13 protein-coding genes are annotated in these 19,171 nt (G+C 67.8%); 7 read left to right on the top strand and 6 right to left on the bottom strand.

All coding sequences use genetic code 11. The features are described 5' to 3' along the window. The 3 genes from AC1VAN_RS00135 to AC1VAN_RS00125 form a co-directional block, all read right to left on the bottom strand. Window positions 1-350 (bottom strand): TRAP transporter small permease (locus AC1VAN_RS00135; RefSeq protein ID WP_480985047.1); only part of this gene is annotated, 350 nt, incomplete at its 3' end. A 10-nt stretch (window positions 351-360) separates the two neighbouring features. Then, window positions 361-1,365, bottom strand: a complete 1,005-nt coding sequence (locus tag AC1VAN_RS00130) for a TRAP transporter substrate-binding protein (RefSeq protein ID WP_025875493.1) — start codon at window positions 1,363-1,365, stop codon at window positions 361-363. A 39-nt stretch (window positions 1,366-1,404) separates the two neighbouring features. Further along, on the bottom strand, window positions 1,405-2,232 hold the full coding sequence (locus AC1VAN_RS00125) for a 2-keto-4-pentenoate hydratase (RefSeq protein ID WP_117309136.1): 828 nt from the start codon (window positions 2,230-2,232) through the stop codon (window positions 1,405-1,407). 157 nt (window positions 2,233-2,389) lie between these two features. Between AC1VAN_RS00125 and AC1VAN_RS00120 the strand changes: the two genes are divergently transcribed. From AC1VAN_RS00120 to AC1VAN_RS00110, 3 genes are read left to right on the top strand one after another with little or no spacing between them, the layout of a single operon-like run. Continuing rightward, window positions 2,390-3,373, top strand: coding sequence for an alpha/beta hydrolase (locus AC1VAN_RS00120; RefSeq protein WP_282280378.1), 984 nt, complete (start codon window positions 2,390-2,392; stop codon window positions 3,371-3,373). Continuing rightward, on the top strand, window positions 3,370-4,992 hold the full coding sequence (locus tag AC1VAN_RS00115; RefSeq protein ID WP_480985046.1) for a carboxylesterase/lipase family protein: 1,623 nt from the start codon (window positions 3,370-3,372) through the stop codon (window positions 4,990-4,992). Before AC1VAN_RS00120 ends, AC1VAN_RS00115 begins: the two co-directional genes overlap by 4 nt. A 51-nt stretch (window positions 4,993-5,043) precedes the next feature. Then, window positions 5,044-5,631 (top strand): cysteine dioxygenase family protein, encoded by a 588-nt coding sequence (locus AC1VAN_RS00110; RefSeq protein WP_282280381.1) that lies wholly within the window; start codon window positions 5,044-5,046, stop codon window positions 5,629-5,631. Window positions 5,632-5,723: 92 nt separating this feature from the next. Here the strand turns inward: AC1VAN_RS00110 and AC1VAN_RS00105 are convergent, their stop codons facing one another. Then, window positions 5,724-9,527: a LamG-like jellyroll fold domain-containing protein gene (locus AC1VAN_RS00105; protein ID WP_480985045.1), complete on the bottom strand. Its 3,804-nt coding sequence runs from the start codon at window positions 9,525-9,527 to the stop codon at window positions 5,724-5,726. 136 nt (window positions 9,528-9,663) lie between these two features. Beyond that, window positions 9,664-12,426 carry a TonB-dependent receptor gene (locus AC1VAN_RS00100; protein ID WP_248151889.1) on the bottom strand — a complete coding sequence of 921 codons (2,763 nt, stop codon included), beginning with the start codon at window positions 12,424-12,426 and terminating at the stop codon, window positions 9,664-9,666. A 285-nt stretch (window positions 12,427-12,711) separates the two neighbouring features. On the opposite strand from AC1VAN_RS00100, the gene AC1VAN_RS00095 reads away from it, so the two are divergent. Together AC1VAN_RS00095 and eda are read left to right on the top strand one after the other, a co-directional pair. Continuing rightward, window positions 12,712-13,731 (top strand): sugar kinase, encoded by a 1,020-nt coding sequence (locus AC1VAN_RS00095; RefSeq protein ID WP_480985044.1) that lies wholly within the window; start codon window positions 12,712-12,714, stop codon window positions 13,729-13,731. Continuing rightward, the gene (gene eda, locus AC1VAN_RS00090; RefSeq protein ID WP_099844519.1) at window positions 13,718-14,356 is read left to right on the top strand and encodes a bifunctional 4-hydroxy-2-oxoglutarate aldolase/2-dehydro-3-deoxy-phosphogluconate aldolase; all 639 of its coding nucleotides are present in this window, start codon (window positions 13,718-13,720) and stop codon (window positions 14,354-14,356) included. The genes AC1VAN_RS00095 and eda overlap by 14 nt, the downstream gene beginning before the upstream one ends. Before the next feature lie 51 nt (window positions 14,357-14,407). On the opposite strand, the gene AC1VAN_RS00085 is transcribed toward eda, so the two are convergent. Further along, complete coding sequence (locus AC1VAN_RS00085; protein ID WP_442251649.1) at window positions 14,408-16,258, bottom strand: sigma-54-dependent Fis family transcriptional regulator; 1,851 nt, start codon at window positions 16,256-16,258, stop codon at window positions 14,408-14,410. 222 nt (window positions 16,259-16,480) lie between these two features. Here AC1VAN_RS00085 and adh point away from each other — a divergent pair, with 222 nt between their 5' ends. Both adh and adhP read left to right on the top strand, forming a co-directional pair. Further along, window positions 16,481-18,010 (top strand): aldehyde dehydrogenase, encoded by a 1,530-nt coding sequence (gene adh, locus AC1VAN_RS00080; protein WP_480985043.1) that lies wholly within the window; start codon window positions 16,481-16,483, stop codon window positions 18,008-18,010. A 74-nt stretch (window positions 18,011-18,084) separates the two neighbouring features. Continuing rightward, entirely contained in the window at window positions 18,085-19,113 is a 1,029-nt protein-coding gene (gene adhP / locus AC1VAN_RS00075; RefSeq protein ID WP_025875513.1) for an alcohol dehydrogenase AdhP, read from the top strand. Window positions 19,114-19,171 lie beyond the last annotated feature (58 nt).

Below are 19,171 nucleotides of genomic sequence, written 5' to 3'. Positions count from 1 at the left end.
GCCGACCAGAACGCGATGAAGCCGCCCAGCACGGCCACCACCAGCTGGGTGAACACATCCACCACCCGGCGCAGGCCGGCGCCCATGTAGCCGTGCAGCAGGAAGAAGCCGAAGTGGCGATTGGTATGCACGCCGCAGGCCGCGCCCAGGCTCATGGCGGTGGCCAGCAGCAGCAGGGTCACCGGCTCGGTCCAGCTGGGCGAATCGTTGATCACGTAGCGGGCGAACACCTGCCAGCCCTGCACCACCACCAGCCCCAGCAGCGCGGCCACGGCAACATGGATGGCGATGTCGGCGATGCGGTCCAGCAAGCGTTGGCCGKGTCCGGTGGAAATCGTCGTCTCGGTCATGGCAGTGTCCTCAGGCGGCGGCACGGATGCGGGCGACCAGCGCAGCCAGCTCGGGTTGCTGCAGGTACTGCTGCAGCAGCGGCTGGGCGGCGGCACGGAAGGCGGGCAGGTCCACCTCGTTGGCTTTCACGCCCGAGGCCAGCACCGCGCGGCGCGCGGCATCTTCGGACGCATCCCATTGCTCGCGCATCACCTTCACCGAGGCGCGCGCGGTCTCCAACAGCAGCTGGCGGTCGGCCGGCTGCAGGCGCTCGAAACTGGCGCGCGACATCAACAGCACGTCCGGCGCATACGAGTGATCGCTCTGCGACCAGTAGTGCGCGGCCTCGAAGTGGCGGCTGGAGTGGAAACTGCGCATGTTGTTCTCGGCGCCGTCGATCATGTGCGTCTCCATGCCGGAGAACGTATCGCCCAGCGACATCGGCGTCGGGTTGGCGCCGAGCAGGCGCATCAGCTGGATGAAGATGTCCGAGGACGCCACACGCAGTTTCAGCCCGTGCAGATCACCGGGCTGCACGATCGGATGCTTGGTGTTGTAGAAGCAGCGTGCGCCGGAATCATAGATGGCCAGGCCGACCAGGTCGCGGCTCTCGAAACCACGCAGCACCGCATCGGCAATGCCGCCATCCAGTGCGGCGCGCTGGTGCGCCACCGACTCGAACACGTACGGCAGACACAGCGCCTGGGTGAGCGGGAAAGCGTTGTTCAACGCACCGGCATACACGCGGGTGATGTCGATGGCGCCGAAACGGGCCATGTCGATCGCTTCCGATTCGCGACCGAGTTGGCCCGAATGGTATTGCCGCAGGCGCAGGCGACCGTTGCTTTCGCGCTGCAGGGTTTCGCCGATCCACTTCACCGCGGTCACGGTGGGATAGTCGGCCACGTGCACGTCGGTGGCCGTCAGCAGCTGGCCGCCGTCGATGGCATCGGCGGGCCCGCGGCCACAGGCCGCGAGCATCGGGGTGGCCAGCGCAGCAGCGCCGCCGGCCAGGAAATGTCGTCGTGTGATCATCTGCGCCCTCCCGCGCGTGTTCACCGGATCGTGCGGCGGTTACCCGGCCGGCACGGCCCTGCAGGCAATTTCGCCGAAGCCGGCAAACCGCACCAGCGCCGTCTGCCCCACGGTGATGTCATGGATGCCGGTGGCATTGCCGGTGGCGATCAGGTCGCCCCGTCGCAACGGCCGGCCGCGCAGCGCCGAACGGGACAACGCGAACGCATATGCCGCGCGCAGGCCGCCGGGCAGCCGGGTGGCACCACCCGTGCCGACCACCTCGCCCTCGATCAGGGTTTCGGCGCGCAGGTCGGTTTCGTCGCGGGCAGTCCAATCGGCAATCTCCGGCCCCAGCACTAGGCCGTTGTTGTTGCCGAAGTCGGACACCACCACGCGCGGGCCGAGTTCGTTGATCGTCGCCAGCGGGCTGCTGGCCACTTCCACGCCGATGTACAGGCGCGCCGGCAGCGCTTCAGCCTGCTCGGGCGTCCAGTGCAGCTGTGCGGCGGGAGCGTCCTCCAACAGCTCCAGCACGTACTCCGCCTCGACCGCGCCGAAGCCGCCGACGAACACYGGAATGTCCACTGTTCCACCGGTAGCATTTTTCAGCTGACGCGAGAAAACCGGGCCCAGCAGGCGGTCGTCCCCGGACGCATCGCGGCGCTCGGCGGCGATGTAGCCGACCTTCCAGCCCACCACCTGGTCATCCCAGCTGGCAATGGCCAGATCCTGCACCTGGTAGGCAGCCACCAGGTCAGGCGGGACAAGGCCCGGGAAGCCGGGCAGGGCCTGGCCGCCGCGGCGCGCGGTGGTGAAAGCGTGGGCGATCGCGGCCGCATCGTCCGGCGCCGGCGTCTGCCCATGTATGCCGTGTTCGTTGCTCAAGAACGGTCTCCCTCTGGCGTTGTTGCACTGCCCATCGACAGCGTCTGCAGGAGGTGTATATGGTAAACCGGTGTCATCGTGCAAGCCGCAGCGCATCACGAGCGCTTTCCGGTGACCTCGGCCACTCTGTTGTCTCCCCGTTGGAGCCCTTTCCACCATGCGTTTTTCCCGTGTGCTGTTGTTGCTGTCAGGCCTGCTGCTGACCGTCCCCGCATCCGCGGCCGATGTGCCGTTGCGCGCAGGCGAACACCTGGGCCGGGAGCTTGCCGGCGAGCAGCTGCCGCTATGGCCTGCGGGGCAGGTCCCCGGTGAAACGGGCACTGCGCGGCCGGCGCGCGTGGTCGAGCGCAGTGATGACCCGGCCCACCCCGATCGCTTCATCGACCAGGTCGATGCGCCCTACCTGCTGGTGCACACGCCGGCCCGTGCCAACGGCCGCGCGCTGCTGGTGATTCCCGGTGGCGGCTACCAGCGCGTGGTGATCGACAAGGAGGACAGCGCGCTGGTGCCGGAGTGGGTGGACCGTGCCGGCTACACCCTGTTCGTGCTGCGCTACCGCCTGCCGCAGGCCGGCCGCGACCGCCAGGCGGCACTGGCCGACGCGCAGCGCGCACTGCGCGTGGTGCGCGACCAGGCCGCACGGCGCAGGCTGGATGCCGACAGCGTGTCGGTGATGGGCTTCTCCGCCGGCGGCCATGTCGCCGCACGGCTGGCCACCGGTTTCGATGCGCCGGTCTACCCGCCACGCGATGCCATCGATCGCCTCAGCGCGCGTCCCGCACGCGCGGTGCTGGTGTATCCGGTGATCGACATGGGCGCGCATGCACACAGCGGCTCACGCGGACGCCTGCTGGGCGAGCAGCCCGATGCGGCGTTGGCCGCGCAGTATTCGATGCAGCAGCACGTACGCGCGGACATGCCGCCAACGCTGCTGATCCATGCCAACGATGATCGGGTGGTCAACGTGCACAACAGCGAGGTGATGGCGCAGGCACTGGCCAAGGCGGGTGTCGAACACGAGCTGCACCTGTTCGCCCATGGCGGCCATGGCTTCGGCATGCGCATGCCGCCTGATTCAACGCTGGCCGTGTGGCCGCTGCTGGCACAACGTTGGCTGCAGGCGACGGAGGCGGCACATTGAACCAGGSGGATGCCAACCTGCAGCGCCGCCGTTTCCTGCGCGACAGTGCACGCTGGGCGCTGGCCACGGCCACCCTCGCAGCGCTTCCTGCCGCCGCGGTGCCTGGGCCACGTGATGACACACAGGTGGTGGCACGCCTGCGTGGCGGCCGCGTGCGTGGCCAGCGCGAGCACGGCGTGCACGTGTTCCGTGGTCTGCGTTATGGCGCTGACACCTCCGCCTACCGTTTCCAGCCGCCACGGCGCGAGACGGGCTGGCGTGGTATCGCCGACGCCCTGGAATACGCCGCGTCTGCGCCACAGAGCGGAGCGGACGGGCCGGGCAGCGAAGATTGCCTGTTCCTCAACGTCTGGACGCCGGCATTGGGCGACGGCGGCAAGCGGCCGGTCCTGGTCTACATCCATGGCGGTGGCTTCAACAACGGCTCTGGCAGCGATCCGCTGTACGACGGCAGCGCATTGTGCAGACGCGGCGACGTGGTGGTGATCACCGTCAATCATCGCCTGAACACCTTCGGCTACCTGTACCTGGGCGCGCTCGGCGATCCGCGCTATGCGGCCTCCGGCAACGTCGGCCAGCTCGACCTGGTGCAGGCGCTGCAGTGGGTGCGCGAGCATGCAGCGGTGTTCGGCGGCGACGCCGGCAACATCACCGTGTTCGGGCAATCCGGTGGCGGCGCCAAGATCGCCACGCTGATGGCGATGCCCGCGGCGAAAGGCCTGTTCCAGCGCGCGTGGACGATGAGCGGGCAGCAGGTGACCGCCGCCGGTCCACGTGCGGCGGCGCAACGGGCTTCGATTGCGATGGAAACCGTGGCCGCGCGCGACCTGCAGGCGTTGCTGCGACTGCCGGCGGCCGAGCTGCTGGCCGCCACCCGCGCCCGCGATCCCTCGCGGGTGGAAAGCAGCGCGCTGTACTTCGGCCCGGTACTGGATGAGGTGGTGCTGCCGGTGCACCCGTTCTGGCCACAGGCACCGGCGCAGTCCGCGTCGATTCCGATGGTGATCGGCAACACCCGTGATGAGACGCGCGYGTTCCTTGGCAACGACCCGGCCAACTTCACGCTCACCTGGGAGGATCTGCCGGCGCAGCTGGAGAAGCAGCAGTTCGTCGATCTGCTGCCCTCGGTGGTGATCGCAGAATATCGACGCCTGTATCCGCACTACACGCCCTCAGAGGTGTTCTTCGCGGCCACCACCGCCGGCCGCTCGTGGCGTGGTGCGGTGGAGGAACTGGAAGCACGCGCTCGGCAGACAACCGGGGCCGCACCCACCTGGGCCTACCAGCTCGATTGGCCATCACCGGTGGAAGACGGACGCCTGCGTGCCTTCCATACGCTGGATATTCCGCTGGTGTTCGACAACGCCGGCCTGCCGGGCGCGCGTACCGGCGGTGGTGAAGACGCCCGAGCACTGGCAGCGACGATGAGCGATGCGCTGATCGCCTTTGCGCGTACCGGCGATCCCAATCACGCGGGAATGTCGCAATGGGCTCCCTATGGCGTGCCACAACGGCAGACGATGGTGTTCGATCGGCACAGCCGCGTGGTTGACGATCCACGTGCCGGCGAGCGTGCGCTCTATGCAAAAGTGCCGTTCGTGCAGCGCGGCACGCAGTGATGACACCGCGGTGCAAACATTCTGTTAACCCGCCTCGGCTAGAGTCGGTTCATGGAAGCGATGTTCACGCCACCGCCGTTCACCGGCCGCGAGCGCTTGATTGCAGGGATTGATGCCGCCGTCTGCCTGGTCGATCCGCAGGCGATCACCGGTGCGCTGCAGCGGGTGCTGCGTGAAGCCATCGTCGATCCGCTGATCGAGCTGCCGCCCTGCGTACGTCGCCCCGTGGACGGCCATTACGCGCGCCGTGAACTGTACCGAAGCGCCACGCTGGGCTACAGCGTGATCGCGATGTGCTGGGGCCCGGGGCAGGGCACGCCACTGCACGACCACGATGCGATGTGGTGCGTGGAGGGCGTGTGGCAGGGCGAGCTGATCGTGACCCCGTACGCGCTGCTGGAACAGCGTGGCGAGCGTCACCGCTTCGCTGCGCAGGAGACGCTGTACGGGCACCGTGGCAGCGCCGGCAGCCTGATTCCGCCGCACGAGTACCACACACTGCGCAACGCCAGCGACGAGGACGTGGCAGTGTCCGTGCACGTCTACCAGGGCGTGATGGAGCGCAGCGCGGTGTTCGATCCGCTGGATGACGGCTGGTACCAGCGCCGGGTGAAGGCGATGGAGACCGAGGCGTCCTGATTGCGTTCCGCCGGGCATGGCCCGGCGCTATCAGGGCTTGTGGCCCACCGATTCATCGGTAGCGCCGGGCCATGCCCGGCGGAACGCGGAATTCATCGCGGCACATCCACCACATTGTTGAGCCGCGTGACTTCCTCTCCGCCATCGGCCAGCGCAACACGCACGCGCAGGCCGCCGCGATCCCCTGCTGGCAACGGCAACGACACCACCGCCGTCTTCGGCAGCAGGTCGGTCGGTGCTGCGATCGCTGGCACTTCGGTGCGTGCGATCTCGCGGCCCCGCGCATCTTCCAGTATCGCCACGCCCACACCGCTGGCCACATGCCCAAGGCCGTGCACGGTCACGTGTACCTGGCGCCCGTCCACCCGCACATCGCCACGGCCCACGCCCAGGTCCGGACGCATTTCCACCGGCGTACCCGCAGACACACGCTCGAATTCGAAGACTTCGGTGCGACCGGGCTGGAACTGCATCGGTACCGACGCACTCGTCTCCAGCTGCACCGTACGCTCGCGCGGCCTACCGTCAATGCGGCCATCGCCATCGGCATCCACGCCACTGCGCACGCGCCAGGAACCGCTGCCCACGTTCCAGCCGGTCATGTCGGCGGCGATCACGCGCGCGCCGAGGTTGTGGCTGGTGATCGTGAAGCGCTCACGCGAGGGCGCATGCACCAGCAGTGCCACCTGTTCCGCGGCGCCCTCACGATCGAAGCGCCAGCTGACGGTGTGCCCGGGCCAGCTCTGGTTGCGCTTCAGGGCGATGCCGCCCAGCCGCGCACGCTGCAGGAACTCGCTCGGTGCTTCCACCCGGTCGGACCACCAATGGCCCTCGGTGTTCATGTACGCGCGTTGTGCCTTGGCCTGCAGGCCCTCGGCATGCAGCGCATCGATGTACTTCCGCTCGCCGCTGGCCTGCCATGCCATCAGGCTGGCGAAACCGGTCTTTCCGGCGTCGGCCTCGGCGGTCAGCAGCGGGTACCAGTCCTGCTGCCGGCCAAGTGCCTCTACATAGTTCTCGCCAAGGTTGGCCAGCGCGCCGGGGCCGCCGCGCTGCACGCGATAATCCAGTGCCTGCAGGTACTTCGCATCACCGGTCCAGCGCCATGCCGCCCAGAAGGTGTGCATCGTGTCACCGCTGCCGGAACCGTTGTTGAGTTCGCCGCCGCGGGTCGCACCCGTGGCCCAGTTGATCTCGTTGGGCAGGGTGAAGCGGCCCTTGTCGTCGGTGCCGGCGTGGGCCAGATAGCCATCGGCCAGGCCGATCACCAGCCGGCGCCCGGTCGGGTCGGCGTTGTACTGGCCCAGCAGGAATGCCGGGTGCAGCACCGGGAACGAGTACGGCTTCTGCCACTGCCAGTTGGGTTCGCGGTAGACCTTGTTGCCACCGAACCAGTTGCTGGAGAACAGCACATGGCCCTGCGGGTTGCGCAGGATGATGCGCTCGTCGAACGCCTTCACCGTTTCCATCAGCCGTTCCAGGGTCAGCGGRTCGCCCCAGTTGAGGTASAGCATCGCGCTGTTGGTGTTGATGCCTTCCTCGTAGGCATGCAGCTCGTCGGTCTCGATGGTGCTCAGGCCATTGCTGAACATGCCGTTGCGGTASACCGCGTCGGACAATGCGCTCAGCGAGGCATTCAGACGGTCCGGCTGCACGCCCATCAGGGCAAGGCCGGGCCACTGCTGGGTCAGGTCGGAATCATCGGAGATGCCACCACCGAAATCGCCGTAGGTCACCTGCCGCTGATCGATCCACCAGTCGACGAACTGCCGCACCTGCGCCAGGTCCTGCACCTGGTGGAAGGCCCACGCCGGTACGCCCTTGGGCACCTCCGGCGCGGTGTACGGCGGTCGCCCCTGGCTGTTGTAGCTGATGTAGTTCCAGTACAACCGGCCCAGTTCGTGGTCCGGGTCGACGCGCAGCAGATCGCTCAGGTCCGCGTAGACGCGCGCGTACAGGCGCTGGCGCTTGGAGGTGGTGTGTTCCTCCACGAGGAAACCCCAGTTGTCGCGCACCTGGTTGAAGCGGTCGGCCACATGCTCCTTGAGCGCATCGGCGCGTGGCTTGAACACCAGCCGCACCTGCGCACCGTCCAGTGCCTTGGCGTCGAAGCCGGGGGCAGCCGAGGCGATGCTCAACCACAGGCTGTCGGCGGTGAGGATGCGGTCGCGCAGGTCCAGCCACAGCGTGCGCTTCTGCCCCGGCTGCACCGAGACCGATACATCGATCATGTCGCGCGCCGGCCAGATCGGATCCTTGATGCGGAGGTTCAGCGGGATCAGGCCATCGTGCGTGGCCGGCAGGTCGAGCGCGGGAATATCGATGGCCACGCCATCCAGGCCGTCATGCATGTTCTCCCAGCTGTAGGCCCAGCTGCGGATCAACGGCTGGTTGGCCGGCGCATCGCCCACGCCGGAGGGAATCAGCACGTGCACGATGGGCTTGGGCTGCGTTGGCAACGAATCGGCCGGGCGCCGGCGCGAGCCCGCCCCCTTGGGCAGCGCCATCACCGTGCTGCGTTCGGCCGCCGGGTAGCGGCCTTCGATGTAGCGGCGCAGTGTGTCCAGGTTGGTGTAGTCCGGCAGTGCCTGGCTGTCGATGACATAGGTCTGCTTGACCGTGCCGTCGGGCTCGGCACCTTCGCTCACGCCATACGCCCAGATCTCCTGGATCGACGTTTCCTGTTCAACGTTGCTGAAGCGCAGCACGCCACCGGTCTGTGCCGGGATGTCGTCCACGCTGCGCACCACACCCTGCGGACGCGTGGCCAGCACCTGGGTGGCGTGCGCGGCATCGCGGCCATGGGCCAGCGTGCCGAAGGCCGCGCCGCGGATCTCCACCCGGTTGACGGTCTCGCCGGCCGGCACGGTCAGGTCCAGATGCTGGCCGCTTTCCACATACGTGTTCCAGTCCGGCAACTGGAAGTAGTCGTTGCGGCCGGGGAGGCGCGAGCGGTTGTAGACACCGGGCCAGGTGGTCTCGGCGATGCCGTCGGTGGCCTTCCACATCCACGCCTTGAGGTCGCGGGCATCGTCGAATTCGATCTTGCGGATGCGCGTGCTGGCTGCGGTCAATGGCGGTGGCGGCGCGCCTTCCCAGCCGAAGCGATGGCGCCACGCACGGTCATCGGCAGTGCTGGCAACGGCGCTTTCGGCGGCCTTGCCGCGCGCGAGCGCACTGACGGCCGCAGCATCGAGCATGCGGTCATACACGCGGATGTGCTGGAAGTCGCTGCCACGCAGGAAGTTGTAGCGGCTCTGCACCTGGTAGGGCGCCATCACCCGCCCGGCCAGGCCGAGCTGGTCCAGCGCGGCATCGTAATCGCCGCTGGCCAGCACACGCGCCACCTCGCGGCCATCGACGAACAGGCGTACACCCTGATCTTCGTCCCAGGCGAAGGCCAGGTGCAGCCACTGGTCCGCACGTGGCGGCGTGTCCATGCGGAACGACACGCGCGTGCGGGCGAGGTTGGCATCGGTGACGAACGCATCGAAACCATGCCCGTTCCAGTCGATGCGCAGCCAGGCCATGTCCCAGCTGCTGTGGTCGGCATAGCCGACGCGGAAGATCACGAACGGTGCTTCGCCCACCGCGTAGCGCGCGCGCCAGTCGAAGGCGAGGGTGCCACGCTGGGCGAGGATGTTGCCGGGTGCATCCCAGGCCAGCACGCCGTCGTCCTGCCACTGGATGGCCTTGCCGCGCGCTCCGTCGTCGACGATGTCGACCTTGTCGCGGAAGTTCGGCACCGCCTCACCCTGCGCCKCCACGGCCTCAAGGCCTTTGCCGGCATCGACATGGAACAGCAGCGTGGGCGCATCGGCGGCGGCCATCGCGGGGCCGGCAGCCAGGGCCACCGCCAGCAACAGGCAGCGGGACAGGATCGAGCGGTGCGGCATCAGGCGTTTCCTTTCAACGGGCGACGGCCGGCGAGGGCCGCCGGACCGTAGCAAGGCCACGCCGCGACGGCACCTTGCGGCGCAGCAGCGGTCGTGGCGAACGACGGCGTGCCGGGTGGCACGCCGTCGGCGTTGCTCAGAACTTGTAGCGCAGCCCCAGCAGGTACTGGCGGCCGGTCTCGGTGTACTGCAGCGGCAGGCGACCGGTCAGCGGCGAGTACACCCACTCGTCGGACGCTTCGTTGGTCAGGTTGATGCCTTCCAGGCTCAGTTCCAGCTGGTCGCTGATCTTGTAGCGGATGGATGCATCGAACACCGTGGTACCGGTCATTCCGTGGTAGCCATCGAGGTTGAAGCCGGTTTCCTGGCCCGGTGCCTGGGTCAGGTAGTCATCGCGGTTGGTGGCCGAGATGCGCCCGGCGAACTTCTCGCCCTCATAGAACAGCGTGGCGTTCCACGACGACTTCGACAGGCCGGTCAGGTCGGTCTTCATCACCGGCTGCCCGGCCGCGTTGATGTACTGGATCTTCGATTCCACCCAGGTGTAGTTCAACTGCATGCCCAGGTTGGCCCACTTGCCCGGCAGGAAGGTGAAGGGCTGGGTGTAGTTGGCCTCCACGCCGTGCAGTTCGCCGCCCGGGGTGTTGACCGGCTTGCTGTAGGTGAAGTCATCGGTGGCCGAGGCGCCGGTGCCGACCAGCAGCGAAGCCGGCAGGCCGCTGTCACTGTACGGACGCACTTCGCGGGTGGTCTGTACGAAGCTCTCGATGTCCTTGTAGAACAGGCCGATGCCGGCCATTGCGCCCTCGGCGAAGTACCACTCGAAACCAAGGTCGACATTGGTTGCGCGGATCGGATCCAGCATCGGGTTGCCGCTGGAGATGGTGCGTGCACCACCGGCCACGGCCACCGTCGCGCCCGGGGTCAGGCTGCCCAGCCCCGGACGGCTCATCACCTTGGCCGCACCCAGCCGGATCAGGAAGTCCGGGGTGACTTCCGCCACCAGGTTGAACGAGGGCAGGGTGTCATCGTAGGTACGGCTGACCGTGGTTTCGACGGTGCCGTTGGCCAGCGTCGACTGCCCGGTGGCCGACTGCTTGGTGCGCACGTAGCGCACGCCGAAATTGCCCGACAACGGCAGCGAGCCCAGTTCGGTGGAGAACTCGCCCATCAGGTAGGCGCCACGGTCCTTCTCTTCGACGCTGCGCACATTGTTGGCGCGCGGGGCGACGGCGAAGGTGCCGCTGTTGCTGTAGATGTCGAGCTGTTCGGCGATCGCATCCAGGTCCGGCACGACCCAGTTCGACGGACTGCCGCTGATGCCCTTCAGTCCGGCCTGCTCGGTCAGGTTCACCGGCACGATCTTGTTGCCGCCGGCGAAGTTGGGCACGGCCAGTTCGCTGGCGCGGCGCAGTTCGACGGTCTTGAACGTGTAGTCCTTGGCCAGCACGCCGCCCTTCAGGCGGAAGCCCGGGCTGATGTTCCAGTTGAAGTCGATCTGGCCGGTGTCGAAGTCGTTGTCCACGTACTGCGGACGCAGGCGGATCTCGGCCAGTTCCCAGCCGTTGGGATTGGTCGGGTCGATGCCGTAGTTGAGGATCGGCGCACGGCTGTTGCCGCGGTAGTCGTAGCTGTAGCCCTTGACGTCGTACTTGTCCATGATGACGGTGGTCTGCACCGGGTTCTCGTGCTTGGAGCGCGAGATGCCGATCTTGCCGGACAGGGTGAAGTCATCACCGAAGCGGTGCTGGCCGTTCAGCGCGATCTGCTTGAACTCGGTGCTCCACTCGTCGTGGCGGTTCTCGGTGCGGATGTCGACGTTGTCGAATTCGCCGTAGAGCAGTGCGTTGTCGCGGATCTCGCCGTTCTTGACGATGGTGGTCGGCTTGCCCGACAGGCGTGCGCTCGCATTGGCGCCACGGCTGAAGGAAATCGCCTCGATGTAGTGCTCGTCGCGCGTTGCGTCGATCTTCGAGTACAGCGCATCCAGCGAGATCTCGGTGGCGTCGTTCGGCTTCCACTGCAGCGAACCGGTCACGCCCAGACGCTTCTGCTCATGCTCCATCTGCACGTAGCGCGGGAAGCGCGGATGGAACACATCGGCGCCACGCGCGGCGGCGAACGGCGAGGACGCGGCGAAGTTGCCGTTGCTCGGGCCGTTGGCCCAGCGACCGGTGTTGGAGCCTTCCTCCAGCGCCTGGCGCTCGGAATAGGCCACCGACAGCAGCGCGCCGAAGGTGCCATCGGCGAAGGTGTTGGAGATCAGCGCGGCAATGCGCGGATCGGCCTTCTCGGCCATCGCGTTGTAGCTGGCCTGGCCACTGGCGGCGAAGGTGAACCCGTCGTAGTCGAACGGACGCGCGGTGCGCAGATCGACGGTGGCGCCCAGCGAGCCTTCCTCGACATCGGCCGAGGCGGTCTTGCGCACCAGCAGCTGCGAGAACAGGTCCGAGGCGAACACGTTGAAGTCGAAGCCACGGCCGCGGTTGGTGCCGCCGCTCTGGTCACCGGCGCCGACCGTGGTCAGCGCTTCCATGCCATTGATGCGCACGCGGGTGAATTCCGGGCCGAGGCCACGCACCGAGATGTTGCGGCCTTCGCCGGCCTCGCGGGTGATGACCACGCCCGGGATGCGCTGCAGCGACTCGGCCAGGTTCAGGTCGGGGAACTTGCCGATGTCCTCGGCAACGATGGCATCGACCACGCCGGCTTCGCCGCGCTTGATGTCCAGCGCCTTCTCCACGCTGGCGCGGTAGCCGGTGACGGTGACCGTATCCAGGTCGGTGGCGTTCGGGTTGGCGCTCTGCTGCTGCGCGCCGGCGTTGCCTGCCAGGGCCAGTGCGACGGCCAACGCGAGCAAGGTAACCGGTGTCTTTTTTTCATGGTTCCGAGAATGCATGCCTTTCCCCTCTCCCAAAGGTCTGGTATCGCGGCTGTTTCAGCGGGATGACACCGCTGGTCAGGCCGGACGTTAACAGCACGTTCCCGATCCGGCATCTTGCACCGCAACAGATCTGAAATGTCTCCAAGACGCTTGCAGGACAGTGCTTCCAACAGTTTGGTAGGCTAAGGGCAAGGATGGGCGGGATTGAAATGACACCGCTAGCCAATTCCACGCCCCACGCGTGGTCCACTACCACGCCGCCCAGTGTCACATGCGGGCGGCACGCGTGAAGGAGCAGAAATGGGTCGTATCGTGTGTTTCGGGGAACTGCTGCTGCGCCTGGGTGCGCCCGGTCGCGAACTGCTGCTGCAGTCGCCGCAGCTGCAGGTGCATGTCGGCGGTGCCGAGGCGAACGTGGCTGTCTCGCTGTCCCGCTTTGGACATGACGTGGCCATGGTCAGCACCGTCGCCGGCAACGCCCTCGGCGCGCATGCGCTGGCCGAACTGCGCCGGCATGGGGTCGATACGCGCGGCGTGCGCGAAGATGCCGAAGGCCGCATGGGTCTGTAYTTCCTSACCACCGGCGCGGTGCARCGGGCCAGCGAAGTGGTCTACGACCGYGCCGAYTCGGCATTCGCCWRCRGCASCGCSGCCGACTACGACTGGCCCGCACTGCTGCAGGGCGCGCAGTGGCTGCACCTGTCCGGGGTCAGCCCGGCGCTGGGCGCGGACGTGGCGCAGGCCACCCTGGCCGCAGCGCGCGCTGCGCGTGCACTGGGCGTGCGCRTGTCCTTCGATGGCAACTTCCGGCCGAAGCTGTGGCAACGCTGGGGTGGCGATGCGCGGGCGATCCTGCACGAACTGTTCGCGCAGGCCGACATCGTCTTCGCCGACTACCGCGATATCGAAGTCATCCYCGGCCAGCGTTTCGAACAGGCCGACGTGGTCGCGCGTGTGGAAGCGGCGGCAGCGGCCGCGTTCGAAGCGTTCCCGCAGCTGCAGTGGATGGCCTGCACCCAGCGCCAGACGCTGAGCGTGGACCACCATGCGCTGGGCGCGCTGCTGCTCGGCCGCGATGGCACCCGCGCGCAGGCCCCGGTACGCCAGCTGCAGGGCATCGTCGACCGCATCGGCGGCGGTGATGCCTTCGCGGCAGGCATCCTGCATGGCATCCTGTCGGCCTTCGATGCCGACGCCACCGTGCGCTTCGGCCTGGCCGCCGGGGGCCTGAAGCATTCCATTCCCGGCGATTTCAATCCCGTCAGCGAAGCTGATGTGTTGGCCCTGGTGGGCGAGGAGCGATTCGATGTCCGGCGCTGATCCACGCGTTCGTGCGGTACTGAAACTGGCACCGGTGATTCCGGTGTTCACCCCCGATGACATCGACGATGCGGTACAGGTCGCGCAGGCGCTGTTCCGTGGCGGCCTGCCGGTGATCGAGGTGACCCTGCGCACGCCGCGCGCGCTGGAAGCCATCAAGGCGATGGTCGAGGCCGTGCCGGATGCGGTGATTGGTGCCGGCACCGTGCTCGATGCCGCGCAGATGCAGGCGGTGAAACAGGCCGGCGGCCGCTTTGCGGTGTCGCCCGGGGCGACCCCACGGCTGTATGCCGCCGCGCGCGATGCCGATCTGCCCTACCTGCCTGGCGTGGCCACCGGTTCGGAGCTGATCGTCGGCCTGGAACACGGCCTGGACACCTTCAAGTTCTTCCCGGCGGTGCAGGCCGGTGGTGCCGCGATGCTGTCGGCGTGGCACGGCCCGTTCGGCGATGTGCGCTTCTGCCCGACCGGCGGCATCAGTGCGCAGACCGCCAGTCAGTTCCTGCATCTGCCCAACGTGCTGTGCGTGGGCGGTTCGTGGCTGACCACCGCCGCGCTGATGCAGACCCGCGACTGGGACAGCGTCGAGCGCCTGGCACGCGAGGCCGCGGTGCTGGCGGGCTGATCCCTCGGCCCCTGCTGGAGCCGGGCACAGACCCGGCGCCAGCGCATCCGCTCAGCCGCGTGGCGTACCCAGCCGGCGGTACAGGGTGCTGCGGTTGATCCCCAGCCGCTTGGCGGCCGCGCTGACGTTGCCCTGGCACTCGGCCAGCGCCTGGCGCATGGCCGCCTCGGCGATCTCCTCCAATGCCCCGCTGGCAGGCACTGCGGGCGCGGTGGGCGTGCCAGCACGTACGTCCGCGGGCAGCAGCTGCGGGCCCACCGGTTGCCCCGGCTCAGCCAGTGCGGCCAGCGTGCGCAGGCAGGCACTCAGCTGGCGCAGGTTGCCGGGCCAGGCATGGGCGGCCAGCGCCGCGCGGGCCTGCGACGACAACGCATGGCCCTGTCCCAGCTGCTGCCACAGGGCATCCACCACGGCAGCGCGATCGGGGTGCTGCCGCAACGGCGCCAGGGTCACCACGTGGTCGGCGATGCGGTAATACAGATCCGCACGGAAGCGACCGGCATCCACCGCCTGCGGCAGTTCGCAGTGGCTGGCGCAGACCAGTGCGAAATCCAGTTTCACCGGCTTGCCGCCGCCCAGCGGTGACAGCTCGCGTTCCTGCAGCACGCGCAGCAGGCGCGGTTGCAGCGCCAGCGGCATGTCGCCGATCTCATCGAGGAACAACGTACCGCCCTCGGCCTGCCGCAGCAGGCCCGGGCTGCCCTGCCGGCGCGCACCGGTAAAGGCACCCTCCTCGTAGCCGAACAGCTCTGCTTCGATCAGGCCTTCCGGCAGTGCCGCGCAGTTCACCGCGACGAAGGGCTTTCCCGCACGCGTGCTGCGTGCGTGCAGTTCCCGCGCGAAGACTTCCTTGCCGGTGCCGGTCTCGCCCTGCAGCAGCACCGGCAACCCGGCCTGCAGCACGCGTCCTGCGGTGGCCAGTTGTTGTTGCTGCCCGCTATCGAACAGTGGGCCCTGCGCTCTCGCCGGCAACGGCGCGGTCGGTCCAGGCGTAGCCACACTGCGTCGCGACGCACGGGCCTCGCGCACGCCGTACAGACGACGGCCCTGGCGATCAAGCAGCACGCCGTCATCTGCCAGCCGCGACAGCGGTTGTTCGAACAGCGCTTCGTACGGCGTGCGGCCGATGTCCTGGCGATCCAGCCCGAACAAGGCAAGGCCGGCACGATTGGCCGCGACCAGGCGACCGCCGCGGAAGCCGAGCACGCCTTCGCGCGCACTGCCCAGCAGCGCGGGTTGATGATGCAGGCGCAGCAGCTCGCAGTCGGCCAGGCCGTCGGCGAAACCGCGGTGCTCGATCTGCGCTACCGCCTGCCGCACCAGCGCCAGCGCGTGCACATGTGGCAGCCGCGCGTCGCCGGACACATCGAGCACACCCAGGCACTGCCCGTAGGGATCCAGGATCGGCACGGCCGAACAGGTGAGGATGCCGTGCGGGGCGAAGTAGTGCTCGCCGCCACGCACCTGCAGCGCGCGCCCGTCCACCAGCGCGGTGCCGATCGCGTTGGTGCCGACCGTGCCCTCGTCCCAGCGCATGCCCGGCATCAGCGCGACACGACCCGCCTTGTCGAGGAAACCGGCACTGCCTTCGGCGTCGAGGATCCAGCCGTCTTCATCGGTCAGCAGCACGATGCTGCCGCTGTGGGTCATTTCCGCCGCCAGTCCATCCAGCTCCGGGCGCGCCTGTCGCCACAGGCGCTCGCGGCGCTGGCGCAGTTCGCGCAGGCGGTTGTCGGTCAATGGTTCGGCGGCCGGCTGCGCATCCACCAGCAGGCCGTGCCGTTGGCAGCGTTGCCAGGAATGCAGGATCGCCTCGGGCACCGCGCCGACGGGCGCAGCGCCGCGCTCGAAGAAGCTGCGCCGGGCACTTCCCAGGCGGGGATCGGGAGCAAGCGGGGACACCGACAGCCTCCTGTGTCGCACATTGCGACAGTTGTTGCGGGACCTGTCCCGATTAACAGCACACCCCGCGTCGGCCTGCAACGACCGCGCCTGCTGCGCTGCCGCAGGGCGCGCGACAGGATGACCGACGGCCGGGCGGTGAAGGCGTGATGCAGCGCAGCAGGCCACAGTTGGCATCGTCCTTGCGCCTGTGGAAACACCACGTCCATCTCAGGAGCCGTCATGAACGCCGTACCGTCCACCCGCCCGCATGCCACCGATCCGCGCTCCCTGTTCAAGCCGCGCTATGGCAACTACATCGGTGGCGAATGGATCGCCCCGCGCAGCGGCCGGTACTTCGACAACATCTCGCCGGTGAACGGCCAGGTGTTCACTGAAGTTGCCCGCTCCAACGCCGAGGACATCGACGCCGCACTCGATGCCGCGCACGCCGCAAAGGACGCCTGGGGCCGCACGTCGGCCGCCCACCGTGCGCTGCTGCTCAACCGCATCGCCGATCGCATCGAACAGAACCTGGAACTGCTGGCCCACGCCGAGACCTGGGACAACGGCAAGCCGATCCGCGAGACGCTCAACGCCGACGTGCCGTTGATGGCCGACCACTTCCGCTACTTCGCCGGTTGCCTGCGTGCGCAGGAGGGCAGCCTGTCGCAGATCGACGACGACACCGTGGCCTACCATTTCCACGAACCGCTGGGCGTGGTCGGSCAGATCATCCCGTGGAACTTCCCGCTGCTGATGGCSKSCTGGAAGCTGGCKCCSGCGCTSGCSGCCGGCAACTGCGTGGTGCTSAAGCCYGCCGAGCAGACCCCGGCSTCGATCMTGGTGCTGWTSGAGSTGATCGGCGACCTGYTGCCGCCGGGCGTGSTCAACGTGGTCAACGGCTTCGGCCTGGAGGCGGGCAAGCCGCTGGCCAGCAGCCCGCGCATCGCCAAGATCGCCTTCACCGGTGAAACCTCCACCGGCCGCCTGATCATGCAGTACGCCAGCCAGAACCTGATTCCGGTGACGCTTGAGCTGGGCGGCAAATCGCCGAACCTGTTCTTCGCCGACGTGATGGCCGAGGACGATGATTTCCTCGACAAGGCGGTGGAAGGTTTCGTCATGTTCGCCTTCAACCAGGGCGAGGTCTGCACCTGCCCGTCGCGCGCACTGGTGCAGGAATCGATCTACGAACGCTTCATGGAGCGTGTGCTCGAACGCGTGGCAGCGATCCGCCAGGGCAATCCGCTGGACCCGAACACCATGGTGGGTGCGCAGGCATCGGGCGAACAGCTGGAGAAGATCCTGTCCTACATCGCCATCGGCCGCGAGGAAGGCGCCGAGGTGCTGATTGGCGGTGACAGAGCCGCGCTCGGTGGCGACCTGGCCGGCGGCTTCTATGTGCAGCCGACCGTGTTCAAGGGCCACAACGGCATGCGTGTGTTCCAGGAGGAGATCTTCGGGCCGGTGGTGTCGGTGACCACGTTCAGGACCGAAGAAGAAGCGCTGCAGATCGCCAACGACACGCTGTACGGGCTGGGTGCCGGCGTCTGGAGCCGCGATGCCGCGCGACTGTACCGGRTGGGMCGCGCSATCMAGGCCGGRCGSGTRTGGACCAACTGCTATCACGCCTACCCGGCGCACGCCGCGTTCGGCGGCTACAAGCAGTCAGGCATCGGCCGCGAGAACCACCGGATGATGCTCGACCACTACCAGCAGACCAAGAACCTGCTGGTCAGCTACGCACCGAAGAAGCTCGGCTTCTTCTGAGGATTGATCGGGATCAAGGCGCGGGCATGGGGCCGGCGCCATCCTGTCTGCAAGCGCACTACGGAGAAGCACGCATGAACAGAACCATGAAGGCCGCCGTCGTCCGTGAGTTCGGCAAGCCGCTGGTCATCGAGGAAGTCGTGGTACCGCGCCCGGGGGCGGGCGAGGTGCTGGTCAAGATCGAGGCCTGCGGCGTCTGCCACACCGACCTGCACGCCGCCGAGGGCGACTGGCCGGTGAAACCGAACCCGCCGTTCATCCCCGGCCACGAGGGCGTGGGGCACGTCGTGGCCGTGGGAGGCGGGGTAGGGCACATCAAGGAAGGTGACAGGGTCGGCATCCCCTGGTTGTACTCGGCGTGTGGCCATTGCGAACACTGCCTGGGTGGCTGGGAAACGCTGTGCGAAACGCAGCGCAATACCGGCTACTCGGTCAACGGCGGCTTCGCCGAGTACGCATTGGCCGATGCCAACTATGTCGGCCTGCTTCCGAAGGAAGTGGGCTTCGTGGAGATCGCACCGGTGCTGTGCGCCGGCGTCACCGTGTACAAGGGCCTGAAGGTCACCGACACCAAGCCCGGTGATTGGGTGGCCATTTCCGGTATCGGCGGCCTCGGCCACATGGCCGTGCAGTACGCCCGCGCGATGGGCCTGAACGTGGCAGCAGTGGATGTGGACGACGCCAAGCTGGCCCTGGCCAGGCGCCTGGGCGCACAGGTCACCGTCAACGCGCGCACCACCGATCCGGCCGCGTTCCTGAAGAAGGAGATCGGTGGCGCGCATGGTGCGCTGGTCACCGCGGTTTCGCCCAAGGCCTTCGAACAGGCGCTGGGCATGGTCCGTCGCGGCGGCACTGTCTCGCTCAACGGCCTGCCACCGGGCAACTTCCCGTTGGACATCTTCGGCATGGTGCTCAACGGCGTCACCGTACGCGGCTCGATCGTCGGCACCCGCCTGGACCTGCAGGAATCGCTGCAGTTCGCCGCCGAAGGCAAGGTTGCCGCCACGGTCAGCACCGACCGCCTGGAGAACGTCAACGAGGTGTTCGCGCGCATGCACGCCGGCACCATCGAAGGCCGCGTGGTGATCGACTTCGCTGCCTGATCCCCTGTGCATGGCCGCCGTGTCCGTTTCCCTCTCCCACGGGCACGGCGGCCATGCC

It is taken from the genome of Stenotrophomonas sp. 05L44_2 (assembly GCF_056665995.1).
The sequence above is the reverse complement of the archived record's forward strand: the minus strand, read 5'-3'. Positions and strand labels throughout refer to the sequence as shown.